The sequence below is a fragment of the Bacillus sp. 522_BSPC genome, assembly GCF_001076885.1.
In the GTDB taxonomy this organism is placed as follows: Bacteria; Bacillota; Bacilli; order Bacillales; family Cytobacillaceae; genus Niallia; species Niallia hominis.
In genome coordinates this window covers 30,283-49,079 of record NZ_JVDT01000254.1, presented here as the reverse complement: position 1 = coordinate 49,079, position 18,797 = coordinate 30,283, and the positions used below count along the sequence as shown (strand labels likewise).

Annotated in this window: 17 protein-coding genes; 2 read left to right on the top strand and 15 right to left on the bottom strand. The window is 34.9% G+C overall.

The features are described 5' to 3' along the window. Positions 1-301: 301 nt before the first annotated feature. From ADJ83_RS21310 to rpsU, 11 genes are all read right to left on the bottom strand, one after another. A complete protein-coding gene (locus tag ADJ83_RS21310; protein WP_031536607.1) occupies positions 302-700 on the bottom strand; it encodes a diacylglycerol kinase family protein in 399 nt (132 codons plus the stop codon). Next, positions 678-1,148, bottom strand: coding sequence for an rRNA maturation RNase YbeY (gene ybeY / locus ADJ83_RS21305; RefSeq protein ID WP_031536606.1), 471 nt, complete (start codon positions 1,146-1,148; stop codon positions 678-680). The genes ADJ83_RS21310 and ybeY overlap by 23 nt, the downstream gene beginning before the upstream one ends. 12 nt (positions 1,149-1,160) lie before the next feature. Continuing rightward, entirely contained in the window at positions 1,161-3,332 is a 2,172-nt protein-coding gene (locus ADJ83_RS21300; protein WP_031536605.1) for an HD family phosphohydrolase, read from the bottom strand. A 302-nt stretch (positions 3,333-3,634) separates the two neighbouring features. Next, the gene (locus ADJ83_RS21295) at positions 3,635-4,600 is read right to left on the bottom strand and encodes a PhoH family protein (RefSeq protein WP_031536604.1); all 966 of its coding nucleotides are present in this window, start codon (positions 4,598-4,600) and stop codon (positions 3,635-3,637) included. Then, a complete protein-coding gene (yqfD, locus tag ADJ83_RS21290) occupies positions 4,597-5,790 on the bottom strand; it encodes a sporulation protein YqfD (protein ID WP_031536603.1) in 1,194 nt (397 codons plus the stop codon). The genes ADJ83_RS21295 and yqfD overlap by 4 nt, the downstream gene beginning before the upstream one ends. A gap of 14 nt (positions 5,791-5,804) precedes the next feature. Next, entirely contained in the window at positions 5,805-6,089 is a 285-nt protein-coding gene (gene yqfC, locus ADJ83_RS21285; RefSeq protein WP_016202973.1) for a sporulation protein YqfC, read from the bottom strand. 225 nt (positions 6,090-6,314) lie between these two features. Then, positions 6,315-6,767, bottom strand: a complete 453-nt coding sequence (locus tag ADJ83_RS21280; RefSeq protein WP_031536602.1) for a hypothetical protein — start codon at positions 6,765-6,767, stop codon at positions 6,315-6,317. 24 nt (positions 6,768-6,791) lie between these two features. Continuing rightward, positions 6,792-7,793, bottom strand: a complete 1,002-nt coding sequence (gene floA, locus ADJ83_RS21275; protein WP_031536601.1) for a flotillin-like protein FloA — start codon at positions 7,791-7,793, stop codon at positions 6,792-6,794. Next, the gene (locus ADJ83_RS21270) at positions 7,793-9,133 is read right to left on the bottom strand and encodes an NfeD family protein (RefSeq protein ID WP_031536600.1); all 1,341 of its coding nucleotides are present in this window, start codon (positions 9,131-9,133) and stop codon (positions 7,793-7,795) included. The genes floA and ADJ83_RS21270 overlap by 1 nt, the downstream gene beginning before the upstream one ends. A 380-nt stretch (positions 9,134-9,513) precedes the next feature. Next, positions 9,514-9,957 carry a GatB/YqeY domain-containing protein gene (locus tag ADJ83_RS21265; RefSeq protein WP_031536599.1) on the bottom strand — a complete coding sequence of 148 codons (444 nt, stop codon included), beginning with the start codon at positions 9,955-9,957 and terminating at the stop codon, positions 9,514-9,516. A 17-nt stretch (positions 9,958-9,974) separates the two neighbouring features. Further along, positions 9,975-10,148 (bottom strand): 30S ribosomal protein S21, encoded by a 174-nt coding sequence (rpsU, locus tag ADJ83_RS21260; RefSeq protein ID WP_003152957.1) that lies wholly within the window; start codon positions 10,146-10,148, stop codon positions 9,975-9,977. A gap of 343 nt (positions 10,149-10,491) precedes the next feature. On the opposite strand from rpsU, the gene ADJ83_RS21255 reads away from it, so the two are divergent. After that, the gene (locus ADJ83_RS21255; protein ID WP_031536598.1) at positions 10,492-11,409 is read left to right on the top strand and encodes a Na/Pi symporter; all 918 of its coding nucleotides are present in this window, start codon (positions 10,492-10,494) and stop codon (positions 11,407-11,409) included. A gap of 395 nt (positions 11,410-11,804) precedes the next feature. Here the strand turns inward: ADJ83_RS21255 and ADJ83_RS21250 are convergent, their stop codons facing one another. Both ADJ83_RS21250 and ADJ83_RS21245 read right to left on the bottom strand, forming a co-directional pair. Continuing rightward, positions 11,805-13,586 (bottom strand): ABC transporter ATP-binding protein, encoded by a 1,782-nt coding sequence (locus ADJ83_RS21250; RefSeq protein ID WP_031536596.1) that lies wholly within the window; start codon positions 13,584-13,586, stop codon positions 11,805-11,807. Next, positions 13,576-15,336 carry an ABC transporter ATP-binding protein gene (locus ADJ83_RS21245; RefSeq protein ID WP_031536595.1) on the bottom strand — a complete coding sequence of 587 codons (1,761 nt, stop codon included), beginning with the start codon at positions 15,334-15,336 and terminating at the stop codon, positions 13,576-13,578. Before ADJ83_RS21245 ends, ADJ83_RS21250 begins: the two co-directional genes overlap by 11 nt. A gap of 447 nt (positions 15,337-15,783) precedes the next feature. Here ADJ83_RS21245 and ADJ83_RS21240 point away from each other — a divergent pair, with 447 nt between their 5' ends. Beyond that, positions 15,784-16,569: an AraC family transcriptional regulator gene (locus ADJ83_RS21240; protein WP_031536594.1), complete on the top strand. Its 786-nt coding sequence runs from the start codon at positions 15,784-15,786 to the stop codon at positions 16,567-16,569. A gap of 80 nt (positions 16,570-16,649) precedes the next feature. On the opposite strand, the gene deoC is transcribed toward ADJ83_RS21240, so the two are convergent. Both deoC and mtaB read right to left on the bottom strand, forming a co-directional pair. After that, on the bottom strand, positions 16,650-17,315 hold the full coding sequence (deoC, locus tag ADJ83_RS21235) for a deoxyribose-phosphate aldolase (RefSeq protein ID WP_031536593.1): 666 nt from the start codon (positions 17,313-17,315) through the stop codon (positions 16,650-16,652). Positions 17,316-17,443: 128 nt separating this feature from the next. Beyond that, positions 17,444-18,796 carry a tRNA (N(6)-L-threonylcarbamoyladenosine(37)-C(2))-methylthiotransferase MtaB gene (mtaB, locus tag ADJ83_RS21230; protein WP_031536592.1) on the bottom strand — a complete coding sequence of 451 codons (1,353 nt, stop codon included), beginning with the start codon at positions 18,794-18,796 and terminating at the stop codon, positions 17,444-17,446. Position 18,797: the final 1 nt, after the last annotated feature.

Below are 18,797 nucleotides of genomic sequence, written 5' to 3'. Positions count from 1 at the left end.
GAAAAGTATCAACGTTTACAAACTTTCGTATCAATTGACCCTATTTACTATGTACTGTCTTAAAATTATATACTAATTTGTATTTACAATAAAGGGGCAGAAGTAAGGAGTTTGTCGCTTATTGTTTGTTTTGGCTAGATGGCCAAGTATTAGAATTTTACTGCCTGTATTTGTCTATAGCAATATCTTTATTAAAAGCCTAAAACAAAAAGGCTATCAAAAAAACTAGACCAAAAGCCAAATGCATTCTTTAGCTATTTTTCGTCTAGTTTTACTAGATAACCACTCTGTTTTTATTTTTTTAGCCGCCCGTAATAGCTTCCACTATTTTTGGAATAAAAATGATTCCACCGACTATAACAGAAAGAATCGCTGCTACAAATACAGCACCTGCAGCTATATCCTTAGCCTCTTTTGCCAATGGATGGTATTTATCGGTAACAAGATCTACCACGCGTTCAATGGCTGTATTTATTAGTTCTAAACTTATTACTAAGCCAATACAAAAAGCAATAAACAGCCACTCTTGTTTTGAGAGATCATTTATAATCCCTAATACAATGACAAAAATCGAAATAACCAAATGAATCTTTACATTTCTTTCTTGTTTAATAGCGGTTAATATTCCTGATATAGCTAAGCGAAAGGAGGATAATTGACTGTTTTTGCGAATTCTTTTATCTTTGTAATCCGAATTCATCTAAAATATCCTTTTGAAGAGTAAACATTACTTCTTCTTCTTCCTTTGTCATATGGTCATATCCCAATAAATGCAAAAATCCATGAACAGATAAAAATCCAAGTTCTCGCATATAAGAATGACCATATTCTTTTGCCTGCTCCTCCGCTTTATCAATGGAAATGACAATATCTCCTAACATTCTAGGAAGTCCTTCGCCAACTAATGGTGTCTCCCCTTCTCCTAATTCCTCAAGTGCAAAAGAAATAACATCTGTTGGTTGGTCTTTTTCTCTATATTCCTTATTTATTTCTTGAATTTGATCATTATGGACAAAAGTGATTGACAACTCAATCTCTCCCTGCAGATTTTGTTTTTTCGCTGCAAATTGAAGAAGTTCATGAATTTTGGTTATTTCACTTTCCTTTATTTTTTCCGTTTCATCAATAAAATCAATCTCTAAATTCATATTCTACTTCCTTTACTTTTTCATTTCAGGATATTCGATTCGTGAATGAAAAATCCCTTTTAGTGTTTCGCTCAATGTATTTCGAACAATATCTAATTCCTTCAATGTTAAATCACATTCGTCTAATTGTCCATCTTGCAAACGGTCAGAGATAATGTTTTTAATTAAAGAATCAATTTGGTCTGTTGTAGGAGCATTCATGCTTCTAACTGCGGCTTCCACACTATCTGCAATCCCAATAATGGCTACTTCTCTTGTCTGTGCCTTTGGGCCAGGGTAACGGTAATCACTTTCATTTACCTCTCCACCCTTTTCTTTTGCTTTAAAATAAAAATATTTTAATAACGAAGTTCCATGATGCTGTTCCGCAATATCGACTATTTCCTTCGGAAGCTTGTATTTTCTTAACAATTCAGCGCCATCTGTGGCATGGGCAATAATAATATTTTTACTTGCCTGTGGTGGAATACGATCATGGGGATTTCCCATATTCATTTGATTTTCAATAAAGAAGTGTGGTCTTTTTGTTTTACCTATATCATGATAATAACAGCCCACCCTTGCTAGTAAACCATTAGCTCCAATTGCTTCACAGGCAGATTCCGCTAAATTGGCAACCATAACACTGTGATGATAGGTGCCAGGCGCTTCTGTTAAAATTTTACGTAAAAGCGGATGATTTGGATTTGATAGCTCAATTAACTTGATTGTAGAAAGAACACCGAATCCTGTTTCAAGGAAAGGAAGAAATCCAATTGTTAAAACAGCGGAACTTATCCCTGAAATTATTGCCAGCAATATAAAAACACCATATTCCTTTGCACCATAATGACCATTTTGCAAATACAATATCGCTAATATGGTAACAATATTGATGAAAGAAATAAAGAATCCTGCATAAAGAATATTGGTACGTTGATTTCTTTTGTTTAGAAAGAGTATTCCTGCTAAACCACTTGCGATAATGTAAATACCCATGCCTACATTAAAAGTTCCAGCGACCCCTTCATTAAACATAATCATTCCACATATCGCAAGGATAATCGTTACCAAAATGGCTGATTTTTCTTCCATTAATATTTTTATTAGCATAACCGCCATCGCCGCCGGAAAAATATACCCGATTTCCGTATATTCAAACTGCTGAAATACACTTATTGTTTTCATCAGTACGATGGTTACACCTAATATGATAAAGAACATTAAATAGAATAGAATATTTTTCTCCGTTTCCTTTGTTGTTCTTTTAAATATATAAAAATATAACAACGAAAGTATTGCTAAAATAATGATACATAGACCGATAAATGGTTGAATCGAATTATCACTATCTAACAAACCAACAAGTTCAAGCTGTCTTTGAATTTCTCTGCTGATCAATTGTCCCTCTTCCACCAAAACCTGCCCTTGAAGGACCCTTATCGACTCTACATTATCCACTGCTTGTTGACGCATTTCCTCTGTTGCTGTCGGATCATAGAACTCATTTTGAATGATTGCAAACCTACCTAGATCAATACTTGCGCTCTTCAAATCAGATGTCAAACCATCATTGACTTTTAAAATATCCTCTACTCTTTTTTTAGCATTTTCTACTTCATCTGACGGAATCTTTCCGTTCATCACTGTATGTATTGCTGTAACTGTAATATCTTTTGCTATTTCTAATTGATCTTCTGAATAAGGAATAAGGGATTTTAAAGATCGATCCATAATTTCGTTCGTTACTTCATTTGTTAGCTTTCCTTTTAGCAACTCGAGCTTTTCATCAACAGTTGGTTCTTTTATTGACTCCTTATCTTTATCGTCTTCTTCCGCTTTTTTTCGTTTTTCTTCTAATTCTTTCTCTACTTCATTATTTACTTCTGTAACAGAATCAAATATGGAAGATATTAAATCGACACGATTTTGTGCAATTTCCTTATTTACAACATATACATCCTGTACCTGGTTTTTCGCTTCTTCTTTCTTTTTCTCCGTACTTTCCTTATCTTCTACCGTTATTGGTGAACGAATCGTTTGATCTGCTACAGAAAAAAGCTGCACATTTAATTTTTCTGGCTTTACGTTTCCATAGAGGGTAAAGAATAAAATGACACCAATAAGAACAAAAAGAGTTATTTTAAAAAAAGTGATATTCATTAGTTTGATTAAATTATTACTTATTCTCTGCCAAATGTTCATATTTACCTCCTATCGTTAAAAAATAGGTTGATTTGCTTTCATATTCTCATCTTGAACCTATTTCTTCATCCTTAACCTATCTAGTTGTAACTTCTTACTATGCAGTTGGTTTGAGGCTTAACCTGCACTTTCTATATAGATAAGTAAAGCCGCTATCGCATTAGAAAAAAACTTATGATATGTAAAATGATAACAGTTTTTTCGATTGTTTTCACCCTTTTTCGAAATAATTCATGTTTCTTAAAACTTAAACAAATAAAAAAAGAACAATCCCCTAAGTAATGAGATTGCCCCTTTGAATGTTAATTTTCCTGCTTTCCATATGCATTGATAATTTTTCCAACTAGCGGATGTCTTACAACATCGCTCTCTTCTAATTGTACTAAACCTATTCCGTTCACTTTTTGCAAAATTTGTTCTGCAACCACTAAACCTGATTTGACACCTTTTGGCAAATCTATTTGTGTTTTATCACCAGTAATCACCATCTTGGAACCAAATCCAAGTCTTGTTAGAAACATTTTCATTTGTGCATTGGTTGTATTCTGGGCTTCATCCAATATAACAAATGCATCATCCAATGTTCTACCACGCATATATGCGAGTGGGGCTACTTCAATCGTGTTTCGTTCAATTAAACGTGTTGTATGCTCCATACCAAGGACATCGTGCAGTGCATCATATAACGGACGTAAATACGGATCCACTTTTTCTTTAAGATCTCCCGGCAAGAACCCTAAGCTTTCGCCAGCCTCAACAGCAGGTCTGGTTAATATGATTCTATTCACTTTACCGCTCTTTAAAGCATTTACTGCCATTACAACGGCTAAATACGTCTTCCCAGTACCTGCAGGACCAATACCAAACACTAAATCATTTCGTCTAATAGATCGGATATACTCACTTTGACCAATCGTTTTTACTCTAATGGATTTTCCTTTAACCGTTTTGGCTATTTCTTCATCGTATAATGACCCGAAGTATTCGAGTGTCCCTTTCTTTGCCAAAGAAATCGCATATATCACGTCTCGTTGACTAATTGACACACCCTTTCGGATGACTTGTAAAAGTTTCTCAACAATTTCTCCAACAAGCTCTATCGAATCAGGACTTTCAGAAGAAACAAGCAGCGTTTCTCCTCTTGTTACGATGTTACAATCTAATTCTTTTTCAAGTACTTGCAGATTGCTATCTCCATTACCAAGTAAAGCAATAGCTTCGTTTGGATCTTTCAATTTAACATTCATCGTTTTTAAATCTTCTGTCATTCTGTATCTCCTTGAGTTAGAGGTTGTGCTTTCGCAATGTTTTCTATTGTTGTAAAAGCTATATTTAGTTTTACTTTACCATTCTTTATATCGCGTTGTAAAATTTTTTCTTCCTTAATTTTCCCATCTTCACCAATTCGTTTCAATATATCCTTCCTCGCATCTTCCTTTCCTTTCTTTACAGCTTCTTTCTCACTATATCCTCTTTTTACGATTTCCTTTTCTCGATACGTTTTATCGACAACCTTAATTGGTAACTCCCATTTAAAAAACTTAACGTTCGTTTCATTCTCCTCTTTTTCATACTCCTTATACTCCATTTTCCCAAAACCCCATATTGGGATATTCCACTTACCAAGCTTTATATAAAATTTTTGCTTTTCTTCTCCATTAAATACTTGGAACGTTGTTTCTAAAGGAACTGTTACTTCTGTCGTATACCATACTTCGCCCCATACTTTCCCTTTAGCAGAAACATTTTTGGTATGATCTTCCTTTCCTATTGTGCCAGCAACTAATAATTGTCCTTTTCTTACCACTTCATTAAGTGTATATTGTTTCGTACCAGATTCCACAAAATCTGTTACGATTGTCGCTTTTTTCGTTGCCACTAAGTTTTGTGGTCCCACTTCTTCTCTTTTCTCGGGTTCATTTTTTTCCACAACTTGAAAATGATAAGTTGTCCCTTTTAGCTCCACACCAATCCATGTAATTGCATCAATATTATTCGTTAATTCCGCTTGGATTTCATCTAATTCTTTTGCAAAAAATTGAGACTTCCCAATTTTAATATCCATCTTATCAAGCTGCTTACGTATCTGATATTCTGTTGCTGGATTCGCTCCTTTAATTTCGATTCCCCAAACCATATTTGATAAGGCAATAACTAATCCAAGAAAGAGGAAAATCCCAATAACAAACCCACTGTTCTTCCACAATCTTTTATATAGAAATGGAGCTCCAGCTCTGCGCTGAAACTCTATTTTTATTCCGCTTCCTCTCACTAAATGACGAAGTCGGTGAACTTTTTTCAAACTAATTTGAAAAGTTACAGCATGCGGTCCATGTTTCTTTACGTTCCAGACAGAAATATCATTTTTTAATAGCCTATTTAAAAAGCGTTCCAATCCTTTGCCTGTAGCTTTTACTGTAATTATCCCTGTTATATATTCTAGCCAATGATTTTTCATATTTTCCTCCCAAATCATTCATTTATGTATAAAACTTGATCAATTTTTCCTTCTAATAATATTTCTTCTGGTAATATTGTTTTAATAACAAATCCTTTTCCTTTAATAAGGAGTTGACCTTGTTTTAGAAGCAGACGCAATTCTTTATCTGAAAAGGTTATTAATCCACGGTGGTTCTCTACATAAATATGTATTTGTCCAATCATTGTGATTCTAGGTAAGTCCATCATGACATCTTGAGGAAGTTCTAAATTTTTAATCATCCAGTTCCGCAAGTTGTGTCCCCACTTTTTAGCCATAAAAAAAGAACCCCCCTTTCCTCTCTTTTATGAGATTCTCTAGGTAGACGGTACACTTTCTTACACTTACTATCATCATATTCAGGGAGATTTACATTATGCTAAGAAAAGCAGAGATACCTCTACGCTTTTTTAGAGGATATTTTCATCTCATCTATTTATTAAACTAAAAAAGAGTTATTACCACGCAGAAAAAAGACTGCATGGTAATAACTCTTCATTTTTTTAGACCCTATTCTTTCCTTTACGGTGCATGGATGCTCTATGCGGGTTTCTTGCTCTAGGAGCACTTAGAACTTCAGAAAACACTACCGCTTGAATAACATTATCCTTCGTAAACAGCCCTTCAGCATCAGCACTGTCTTCCTTTTTTGGGAGAGGTGATTGAACCCCTCTACTCCTTTGCTTTTCCATCATCTTAATCTTCTTCTGTAAGCTTGCATTTTCTCGATGTAGCCTTTCTAACTCAGAAAGGGGATTCTCTTTCTCCACTGCTTTCTCCACTGCTTTTTTCGCCTTTTCAGGGACCCTCAGAACGGTTGATTCTCTGTTCCTTTCCGTCTTTACAGGCTTAGGTATCTGTGGTCTTTTTGGCTTAGGAGCCTGTTTTTTACTATTATCAAATAAAGAAGAGAAGAGAAAAGCTGCAATCGCTATGATTATTCCGATAAATTCCAAATTTTCTCCCTCCCTTTTTTAAAGTTACTCATTATCATCTTTATTTTTTTGATCATCTGACAATTTGCCAATGGAGCCTCTCATTTCCGTATCAGCAGTAATATTTTGTAAATTCATATAATCCATTACGCCGATATTTCCTGAACGCAATGCATCAGACATAGCCATTGGTACTTCTGCTTCTGCCTCCACAACCTTCGCACGCATTTCTTGTACTTTTGCTTTCATCTCTTGTTCTTGGGCAACAGCCATCGCTCTGCGCTCTTCCGCTTTTGCTTGCGCGATTTTCTTATCTGCTTCTGCTTGCTCTGTTTGTAATTCAGCTCCGATGTTTTTGCCGATATCCACATCCGCAATATCAATCGACAGAATTTCAAAGGCAGTCCCGGCATCTAGGCCTTTTGATAAAACAGTTTGAGAAATCATATCTGGATTTTCCAGAACTTTTTTATGATTACTTGAAGAACCGATCGTAGAAACAATACCTTCGCCAACTCTGGCTACAATTGTTTCTTCACCAGCTCCCCCTACTAGTCTTTCAATATTAGCACGAACTGTAATTCTTGCTTTTGCTTTTACCTCAATACCATCCATCGCTACACCAGCAATAAATGGTGTTTCAATTACTTTTGGATTAACACTCATTTGAACAGCTTCTAATACATCACGTCCTGCCAAATCAATAGCAGCACATCGTTCAAATGATAGTTCAATGTTCGCTCGATGTGCAGCGATTAATGCATTTACAACTCTATCTACATTCCCGCCAGCAAGATAGTGGCTTTCTAATTGATTAATCGTTACATTTAAGCCAGCTTTATGTGCTTTAATCAACGGATTAACAACTCGACTAGGAATAACCCTTCTTAAACGCATCCCTATTAACGTGAAAATGCTAATTCTCACTCCTGCTGCTAAAGCAGAAATCCATAGCATTACAGGCACAAATGTTAATAGCACCCCTAACAAAATAATTGCTAATACTACTACAATAATCCAAAAAATTTCAAATCCGCCTACTAACATTACTCATCCTCCTTAAGTATATCTATCGGTAGTATTTCTCTAACTACAATTCTTGAACCTTCTGCTTTTACAATTTTTACTTTCTTCTCTTTATCAATAAAACTTCCCTCACTTACTACATCGATTCTTTCATCGTCAACAAGGACCACTCCAGCAGGACGTAATGCAGTTAGGGTCGTACCTATTTTTCCAATCAATTCCTTGCGATTTTGATTGGAAACATACCCACTTTCCGTGTTGGTTGAGTCGGTTAATATAATTTTTCTAAAGAATTTCATTTTTCTACCAAACACCTTTACTAATAAGATAGACGCAATAATGGAAACTCCTATTGCGATTAAAAGACTTATCCCGATTACTGCAATATCTCCACTCGCAAGAAACATACTTGCAATTACAGCAATAATCCCTATCGCTCCTGCTATTCCTCCAACAACAAAGAATTCCAGTATTATCAAGAGTATACCTATAACAAAGAGAATAAGACTTTCATATCCAGCAAGGCCTGCAACTAGATGCCCATAGAAAAATAATAACAATGCAGAAAGCCCCGCAATTCCGGGTAAGCCAAAACCAGGTGAATATAACTCAATTATTAACCCTAGACTCCCAATTGACAATAAAATAGGAATAATAATTGGATTTGTTACAAATCTTGCAATTTTATCTGCAAAGCTTTCATCTACTCTTTCTACCTTCGCATTCTGTAAACCAAGTTCTTCAAGTAGTTTATCTAAATTATCGACTGTACCATCCGAATAGTTTACCTCTTCTGCTTCTGTTGAAGTTAAGGTTAAAAAGGTCCCTTCTTCTTTCATTCCAGGAATGGCTATAGATTTATCAGCCATCGCCATTGCATAAATTGGATCTCTTCCTTTCTTCTCTGCTGCTCCCTTCATTGCGGATATCCAGTAAGATTGCGCTTTTTCATCTGCTGCATTTCCTTGTCCGTCAATAACGCCAGACGATCCTATCCTGCTTCCCTCCACCATATAGATTTTATCGGTATTTAATGCAATATAGGAACCTGCTGAAATAGCATCTTGATTAATATAGGTTATGGTTTTAACATCCGTTTCAGAAATTCTTTTTCCTATTTCAATAGCAGCCGAAACATCTCCGCCAGGTGTATTCATATCAAAAATAATCGCACTAGCTTGATTTTCTTCAGCTTCCGTTATGGCTCGATCTATAAACTCACTTAAACCTTTTTCAACAGTGTTTTTAATCGGCACAACATACACGACTTCTTCGTTATTCGCACTGATTACACTAGGTATTATTGATAGTAAAAAGATAAAAAGAAGAGAAAGCAATAATCGTTTCTTATGTCTTCTCAGAATTCTCCCTCCTTCCCCAAACGTTTTAGTATTTAAAACACTATGGCTATGTATACGTTTCATTTTAAAAAAAGTTTCATTTTAATTTATATTTTTTTAAAGACTATCTTCATTATATGTTTTTTAGTTTAAGATAAAACAGTAATCTTCTAAAATTACTTCAACATTAAAAGAAAGCACTTCGTTCAAATAAATAAAAGGGGGTTTTTTCTTTGTCCTCCACTGAGTTAGATGAACTACTTTGCCTTAAGGGCTTTTGACACACCCATCTTCCGAGAATGTTCATCAGATTACAATTGATTCTTATTCTACTGAGAGCAGGGAAAGTAGATGTAAAAAGGCTGCAGACATAGTCTGCAGCCTTTAAAACATAAACTTATTTATGAAAGGTGTTGTTGTACAAGTTTATTTACTAGTGAACCGTCTGCTTTTCCTTTTACCTTAGGCATTAAAGCAGCCATCACTTTTCCCATTTCTTTCTTTGAAGAAGCACCTGTTTCATCAATTGCTTGTTTCACAATTTCAGATAGTTCCTCTTCTGAAAGTTGTTCAGGCATATATATTTCAACATGTTTTAACTCCGCACGTATTTTGTCAACAAGATCTTCACGACCTGCTTTCTCAAACTCATGGAGGGAGTCTTTGCGTTGTTTTACTTCGCGAGAAAGGACAGATAACTCGTCTTCTTCAGAAAGAACTCTACCAAGCTTAATGCTTTCATTCTGAATGGCAGCCTTAATCATTCGAATCACAACTAGTTTATCTTTTTCTTTGTTTTTCATCGCTTGCTTCATATCATTGTTTAAACGTTCGAGAAGACTCAATTTTGCTACACCCTCTCTTAGAACTTACGTTTTCTTGCTGCTTCTGATTTTTTCTTACGTTTCACACTTGGTTTCTCGTAGAATTCGCGCTTTCTAGCTTCCTGCAAAGTACCAGTTTTTGATACTGAACGTTTGAAGCGACGAAGAGCATCTTCAAGCGATTCGTTTTTACGAACGACGGTTTTAGACATTCTCTTTCCCTCCCTCCGAACACAACACACTAACATCAACATGGTTTCCATGTACCTTGACATTATAATATATCAAAGTGACAAGGTCAACCGTATTTGACCTAGTTAGACAAATTGTTTTAAAAAAAACGTAAAAAAAGGGTGTTTTATACAATAATCAGCCCTTTTCTCCCTCCATTCCTTTCTCGTCCTTTATTTTTCCCTCTATAGGTCATTATAAACATATGTCATGACAAGAACTTATATAAGTAACTTATGCTACCTTCTCCATCATTTATTTAGCCGCAGATGACATGTCCACAGCCTTTTCTTCATATAGTTTTCATAGAGGAGGAAATATATAATGATTTATCTTATACTTTTTATCGTTCTTATCCTATTATTTATTTTTGGGATGACCCTTTTACGGACAGGTTTATTTAATTTATCTTCCAAATCTCTTAAAGGCTTGCTCGAAAAATTAACAGATAAACCTTGGAAAGGGTTAATTATCTCGATTTTAATTACAGCATTACTCCAAAGCAGTGCTGCCGTAATGGTGCTTACGATTGGGCTGATTTCCGCCAGAGTTTTATCCTTTCCTCAATCCATTGGCATTATTTTAGGAACCAATATTGGGACCACATTAACAACTGAATTCATCACTTTCGACATCAATGATTATTTACTTCCGCTTGCTATCATCGGTGTCCTATTTATGATAATTAACAAATCCCAATTAAGAAGTATTGGATTCATATTATTCGGAATTGCTACTGTATTTACAACGATGCGTGGATTTAAATATTTTGCAGGGATGATTGAAGACCATCCCCTTTTAAACACTTTTTTTCTACAATTAGCTGATCAACCTATTATTGCTCTTTTAGTTGGCATTGGCGTTACTGCCTTGATTCAATCGAGCACGGCAACAATTGGGATTATGATGGGTTTTTTAGTGGCCGGCATGCTTCCAATAGAAATTGCTATAGCCATTATGCTTGGCTCTAATATCGGCACATGTATTACTTCTTATTTAGCATCAATAGGAACAGAAAAAAGCTCAAAGCTATGTGCATATGCTCATATTTGGCTAAATATAGGAGGAGTTATTCTATTCTATCCTTTCATTGACATATTAGCAGCTACCGTTAAAAATATGACTGCTGACATCGATGTTCAACTTGCCCATGCAAGCCTTTTATTTAATGTCCTATCTTCCCTACTTGTTCTACCCTTTGCCGAGCGTTTTGGCAAATTAATAATGCGTATACATAGCTGAAATTTTGCTTATTTTCTTGATAATAGAGGAGGCTTAGACAAAACTAAATTGTCTATCTGTAAATAATCAATCGGCGAAACCAATTCATTCCATTGCGATACGTCGCGCGATGAACGAGGCATTTTGACTTAACTAATGGAGAATACTGAAACAGCAATTTAACCATAATTATTGGTAGCCCACTTTTAAATTGGGTATTTTCATATGTTTTCCGAGGAGATAGCACTCCTTTGGAAAGCGAAGTGTATTTTAGGCTGTTGATATTACTATCCCAACTTTACTGAAACAGCCTTTTATAAACTGATTAAAAACCCGCCCCCCAACCATACGAAACGCTTGTATGGTTGGGGGGCGGGTTTATTTATGACCGAAATACTTATGTCCCAGTCTCTTTTTCACATAACTTTAAGTAAATCATATTGTGATTGATATAAATGATAATATAATCCTTTTAAAGCCATTAGCTCGTCATGGGTACCTTTTTCCGCAATTCTTCCTCCATCTATATAGAATATTTGACTGCTATTTTTAATGGTCGATAAGCGATGAGCGATAATAAAAGAAGTTCTTCCCTTTAGTAATTCCGTTATCCCTTCTTGTAGAAGCTCCTCTGTTTTGGTATCAATACTACTAGTCGCTTCATCTAAGATCAATATTTTGGGATTTGCTAAAAGTGCCCTTGCAAAGGATATTAATTGTCTTTGTCCTGCTGATAAAGTACTGCCTCGTTCTTCAACAACCGTATGATATCCATCCTTTAGATCTTTAATGAAGTCATCTGCCCTGACAATTTTAGCCGCTGTGATTATTTCATCTTCTGTTGCATCCAATTTTCCATAACGAATATTATCAAGGATTGTTCCTGAAAATACAAAAGTGTCTTGAAGCATTACCCCCATTTGAGAACGCAGTGATTTCAATGTGACATCTCGTACATCGATATCATCAATTTTTACGCTTCCTTCATTAACATCATAGAACCTGCTAAGTAAATTTATAATGGTTGACTTTCCTGCACCAGTTGGTCCTACTAAAGCAATGCTTTCTCCCGCATTAATATGGAAACTGACATCGTTTAGAATGTTTTTCCCTTCTTCATAACGGAAAGATACATGATCAAATGTTACGTTTCCTTTAATAGTCGGCATTTGAATGGCTTTAGGATTATCTTTAATATCTGGCTCTACATCTAGCGTTTCAAAAATTCGTTCTAAATAAGCAGACGCTGTAATAAGCGCATTATAAAAGTTCCCCATATTAATTACTGGATTCCAAAAGTTATTTACATAGCCAATAAAAGCAACAAGTGTACCTGTACTAACATCCACCCCAATCTGACGGATTCCTACAAAGTAAATTAAACTTGTTGTCAACACAGAGATGTTTTGTACACCTGGCCAGAGTAGAAACTGAATGGAAACAGCCTTCATCCAAGAGGTTCGAGTTTCATTGCTCACTTCATCAAATATTTCATAATTCTCATCTTCTCTTGCAAATGATTGTGTAATCTTAATCCCTGCAATACTTTCATGAATATATGCATTCATGTTGGATTGTTTGTTACTTAACACTTGATATGCTTTTCTTTGCATATTTTTAATAACCCATACCAATATTCCTAAAATAGGGAGCAGAGCTAAACTGTATAATGTTAATTTAGCATCAATCGCAAACATAAAAATCAAAGTAATAATAACACTGATAATATCTGAGATTAGATTAATTAATCCGTTGCTTAATAAATCACTAAGTGTATTAATATAGTTAACTACTCTTATTAATATTTTTCCATGTGGACGATTATCAAAATAAGAAAAAGGTAACTTTTGCAAATGCTGAAAAATATCCAAACGCATATCCTTTAAAATATTTTGACCGATACGTGTAATCCATTGAATTCTATAACGCATACATATTCCAATAACGATAAGGGATAACAAAAATAGTATACTAAGTCCAATTAATAGCGGAATATTTTTATCTGGGATAATTTCATCGATTGCTATTTTCGTAAAAAATGGACCGAGCATCCCTGCAACATTGGCAGTTAATATGATCAGCAATGTAATAAACAATGCCTTTTTATAAGGTTTAATATATGCACCGATACGTTTATAGTGACTCCAGTTAAATTCGGTTTCTAATTCTTCATCAACATTAAATTTATTACGGGCCAATGGTTGCTCCCCCTTCTTCCTGCTCAACTAGTCCTAGCTGCCTTTTATAAACATCGTAATACAGCCCTTTTTTCGCTACAAGCTCCATATGCGTACCCTGCTCTTTCACTTCCCCTTTGTCGAGAACTAAAATAAAATCCGCATCTCTTACAGAAGAAATTCGGTGTGCAATAATGAAGGTTGTTTTATCTTCGGTTAGCTGATTTAATTCCTTTTGGATTTTACTTTCTGTTTCCATATCTACCGCAGAGGTTGTATCGTCCAAGATTAAGATGGATGGATCTTTTGCTAATGCTCTTGCTAAGGAAATCCTTTGCTTTTGTCCGCCTGATAGACCAACTCCACGCTCTCCCACAATGGTATTGTAGCCCTCGGGCATTCTGACGATAAAATTATGAGCATCTGCTATAGCAGCAACTCGCTGTATCTGTTCTATATTCAAAAATGGCTTTCCAAAAGAAATGTTTTCTTCAATTGTATTTGAGAATAAGAAGATATCTTGCATAACCATGGAAATCTGATTACGGAGCTTTCGTACAGGCCATTCTTTTGCATTTACGTGATCAATTAATACTTCCCCTTCAGTCGGATCATAGAATCTGGCAATCAAGTTAACTAGTGTAGATTTACCTGACCCTGTTTCCCCTAATATTCCAACCGTTTGTCCTGGTCGGACTGCAAAGGACACATTTTTTAATATTTGCGTTTCTGGATCATCAGAAAACGCAAAGGAGACATTTTTAAACGTTACGTAGCCGGAAATTTTCTTCGTTTGCTTTCTTTCTTCCACTCTAATCTGTGGTTCTGTTTTTAATAAATTTCTTATTTTTACACAAGATGCATTAAAACGCTGTACATCATTTATTAACCATCCGCTCATTCGCATTGGCATATTTAATAACCACATGAATCCATTAAAAGCAACTAAATCCCCAATTGTCATGCTTCCTTGAATAACAAATAATCCGCCTAGCAATAATGTGATAACAGCGAGCATACCTGCAAAGCCATCTAACCATGGTAAGTATTTTTTTGACACATTGGCAGAATCCAGATTACGCTTTTGATAATCATTATTGAAATGATTGAACTTTTCAATTTCGTATTCTTCCCGCGAAAATGCTTTGACTACTCTGTTCCCACTAATATTTTCTTCTACCATTGAATTCAGCCTTGAAAAACTTTCTCTAATTTCTAAAAATACTGGGTGTGCTGCCCTGGACATTTTTTGTGTAAAAATAAAAATAATTGGCGTGACTGCAACTAATCCTAAAGTTAATTTCCAATCAATATTCATCATTACGATAATAGCTACAACAAACCAAACGACACATTCGGCTATGTTATAGCATACCCATGAAACGAAATGACGTATGGCGTCCATATCCCCCGTCATTCTCGCCATAATATCTCCCACTCTATTATGATTAAAGAAATCAAAATCAAGCTCTTGAAGCTTCTTATACATGTCTTGCCTGATATCAAACTGTGCATCCTGACCAACTTTTTCATATAATAATTGGTATATGTAACGGGTAACGGTTCTAATAAGTGTTGCTCCTACCATCGCTAACAGAATTGGAACTAAAAGTTGTACTTGATTATTCTCAATGACTTCATCAATTAGCCTTCCACTTAATATAGGAATAATCACTACAAAAAAGGAATTTGCCAATAAAATCAATGTTGCGGTAATTACTTTTTTCTTATTCTTCTTTACATAACTCCAAATCCATTGATAATTATTCAATAGGAATCTACACTCTTTCTTTTTTAATTTGTTTACTTCAAAAATGATATTTGCAAAGACATCTTAATATTCGTATAAAACGAAATTCACTACGTAAAATCAATAATATCTCTCAAAACAAATATAAGGGGGTATACAAAACTTGAATTCGTTTTCATGTCTTTCTCATCTCTCCCATCTTTTTATAGCATTGCTGAGTCCATTGTTATGCATAGGCTATTTATCTTTCATCTCCTTTTTGCCATTTTGTTAGCTAACAAATCCTCATACGCCATTTGAATAAAAAATGTGCAGTCTCATTATTAGTATAGTAAGACTACTTATAGGGCAATAAGAAATAAAGATTCCTTTCTTATTACAGATTAATTTTAGTCATCACTGATTGACGTAACTAGTACTTAAATTGTATAATTATGGACAAAATTTGACTTGAAAGGAGCATATTGAATGTTATATTATCAATCTAATTATTTTGGACAAAATGGAGATTTTGATCGTATTTCGGCAACCAATCCCAATATCCTTCCACATTTTCATCGAAGTATGGAGCTTGTAATGGTCGATGAAGGGACACTGAATCTTACAATCCAAAATAAAACCTATACCCTTCACAAAGGAGAAAGCGCTTTCGTTCTTTCGAATCAAATACATAGTATGCAAAGTAAAAATAAAAACCATGCCTGGATTTATGTCTTTTCTCCAGAGTTTGTTAATCAATTTTTTCAATTAAGCAAAAATAAAGATTTAATCGAACCTATATTCCGCTTACAGCCCGGTATTAGTGAGATGATTAAGGAGATATTAATGACTAATAAAAGCTCGATGATAGCCAAAAAAGGTGTCCTTTATTTGATTTGTGCTGAATTGTTAAATCAAACAACCTTTAAAGAGGAAGCAAGAAGAGATGAATATTTATTACATGATTTACTGAATTATATCCAAAATCATTTTACCGAGGAGCTTTCATTAAAAGATTTATCACAAAAATTTGGCTATGACTATTCCTACCTATCTAGATTTTTCACAAAGATACTGAAAGTTCCGTTCGTTGATTTTCTTAATGGACATCGTGTCACATTGGCATCTCAATTATTAAAAACTACGGATAGCAAAATTACAGAAATTGCCGATATAGTCGGATATCGAAATATTCGTAGCTTTAATCGTAATTTCGAAAAACTTATGAATACAACTCCGAGTAATTATCGAAAAATTTATTTGGAAAATTATTAGTATTACATGCCGTTTGAATGAAAAAAACCTTAGAGAAAACAATTCTACGTTTTCTCTAAGGATTTTAAAAAAAAGGAATATTAATAATCACTGGTGCTCGTTAAACCATTAACGATTGCAACACCAGAGCTTGCTCCAATTCTAGTTGCTCCAGCTTCAATCATTTTCGCTGTATCTTCGCTACTGCGTACCCCTCCAGATGCCTTTACACCTACACTCGGTCCGACAGTTTTTCTCATTAATGCAATGTCCTCAACTGTTGCTCCACCTGTGGAGAAACCAGTAGATGTTTTAACAAAATCAGCGCCAGCTTCTACTGCTAGTTTACAAGCAATCTCTTTTTCCTCATTAGTTAATAAGCTTGTTTCAATAATAACTTTTGATAACGCCTTGCCTTTTGCAGCATTCACTACTGCTTTTATATCTTCTTTTACTAAATCATAATTTTTATCCTTTAATGCACCAATATTAATAACCATGTCTACTTCTGTAGCACCATTTTTAATGGCATCCTCTGTTTCAAATGCTTTCGTTGCAGAAGTGGTTGCACCTAAAGGGAAACCGATCACTGTACATACTTTTACTTCTGTTCCATCAAGTAATTCACTAGCAACTTTCACCCATGTTGGATTAACACAAACGGAAGCAAATGTATATTGCTTTGCTTCTTCACAAAGAGTAACAATTTGTTCTTTCGTTGCTTCAGCTTTCAATAAAGTGTGATCAATCATTTTAGCAATGTTCATTATGATTCTCCTTTGATATATGTACTCTTGAAAAATATATATTCAAGCTCTTTAGAATACTAATTCAAAAGAGCTTGAGTAACTTATTATATATTAAATGTAAATCAACAAAATAGGAAATGCTATGGTTAAGATACTATCGCAGCCTGATCTTCCATTTCCTCTAATATGCGGACAAATTGCCCTTCATTTACAGGATAACCAGCTTTTGTTATTTTTACTTTAACAATTTTCCCTATCATTTCTTCTGTAGCAGGGAACACAATTTTTAAATAGTTATCTGTATAGCCAACAAAGAGTTTTCCATTGCCATCCTCTTTGTATACTTCTTCCGGAATGACTTCTACTACTTCCCCTTCATAGTTAGACGCATATTCTTTTGCAAGTTGATCAGAAAGAGAAATCAATCGATGAACACGTTCATTTTTTACTTCTTCGTCAATTTGGTTGTCCATACGTGCGGCAGGAGTTCCAGTTCTCTTAGAATATGGGAACACATGTAATTCAGAAAATTTATGGTCTTTTATAAAATTATATGTTTCCATGAACTCTTCTTCTGTTTCGCCTGGGAAGCCAACGATAACATCAGATGTGATAGCAAGTCCTGGTAGAGCTTCTTTTAATTTTGTAATTCTTTCTGCAAAAAATTCCATCGTATATTTTCTTCTCATTCTTTTTAAAACAGTGTCAGAACCTGATTGAATAGGAATATGAAGATGGTTTACGACAATTTTGGATTTATCCAATACTTCAATAACTTCATCTGTTATTTGACTAGCTTCAATGGAAGAAATACGTAGTCTTTTCAAGCCCTTTACTTCTGCTTCTAAGTCTCGAAGTAAGTTTGCAAGATTATAATCCTTCATATCTGAACCATATCCACCTGTATGAATCCCTGTTAAGACAATCTCTTTATAGCCAGCATCCACTAATTGTTGTGCTTGTTTAATGACATCTTGTGGATCCCGAGAACGCATTAAACCTCTTGCCCATGGAATAATACAAAATGTACAAAAATTATTACAGCCTTCTTGAATTTTTAATGAAGCTCTTGTTCTATCTGTAAAAGCAGGTACATCCATTTCCTCATATACGCGGTTTTTCATAATGTTTCCAACCGCATTAATTGGTTGTCTTTCTTCTTTGTACTGTGCAATATACTCTAGCATTTTTACGCGATCCTGTGTACCCACTACAATATCAACACCAGGAATAGCCATAATTTCTGCTGGTGACGTTTGTGCATAACAACCTGTAACACAAATAACTGCGTCAGGATTTTTCCGCACTGCACGACGAATAACTTGTCGGCTCTTCTTATCGCCTGTATTTGTAACTGTACATGTGTTAATAACATATACATCAGACATATTTTCATATTCTACACGTTCATAGCCCTGTTGTTTAAACAACTGCCAGATCGCTTCTGTTTCATAATGGTTTACTTTACATCCTAATGTGTGAAAAGCAACTGTTGGCATT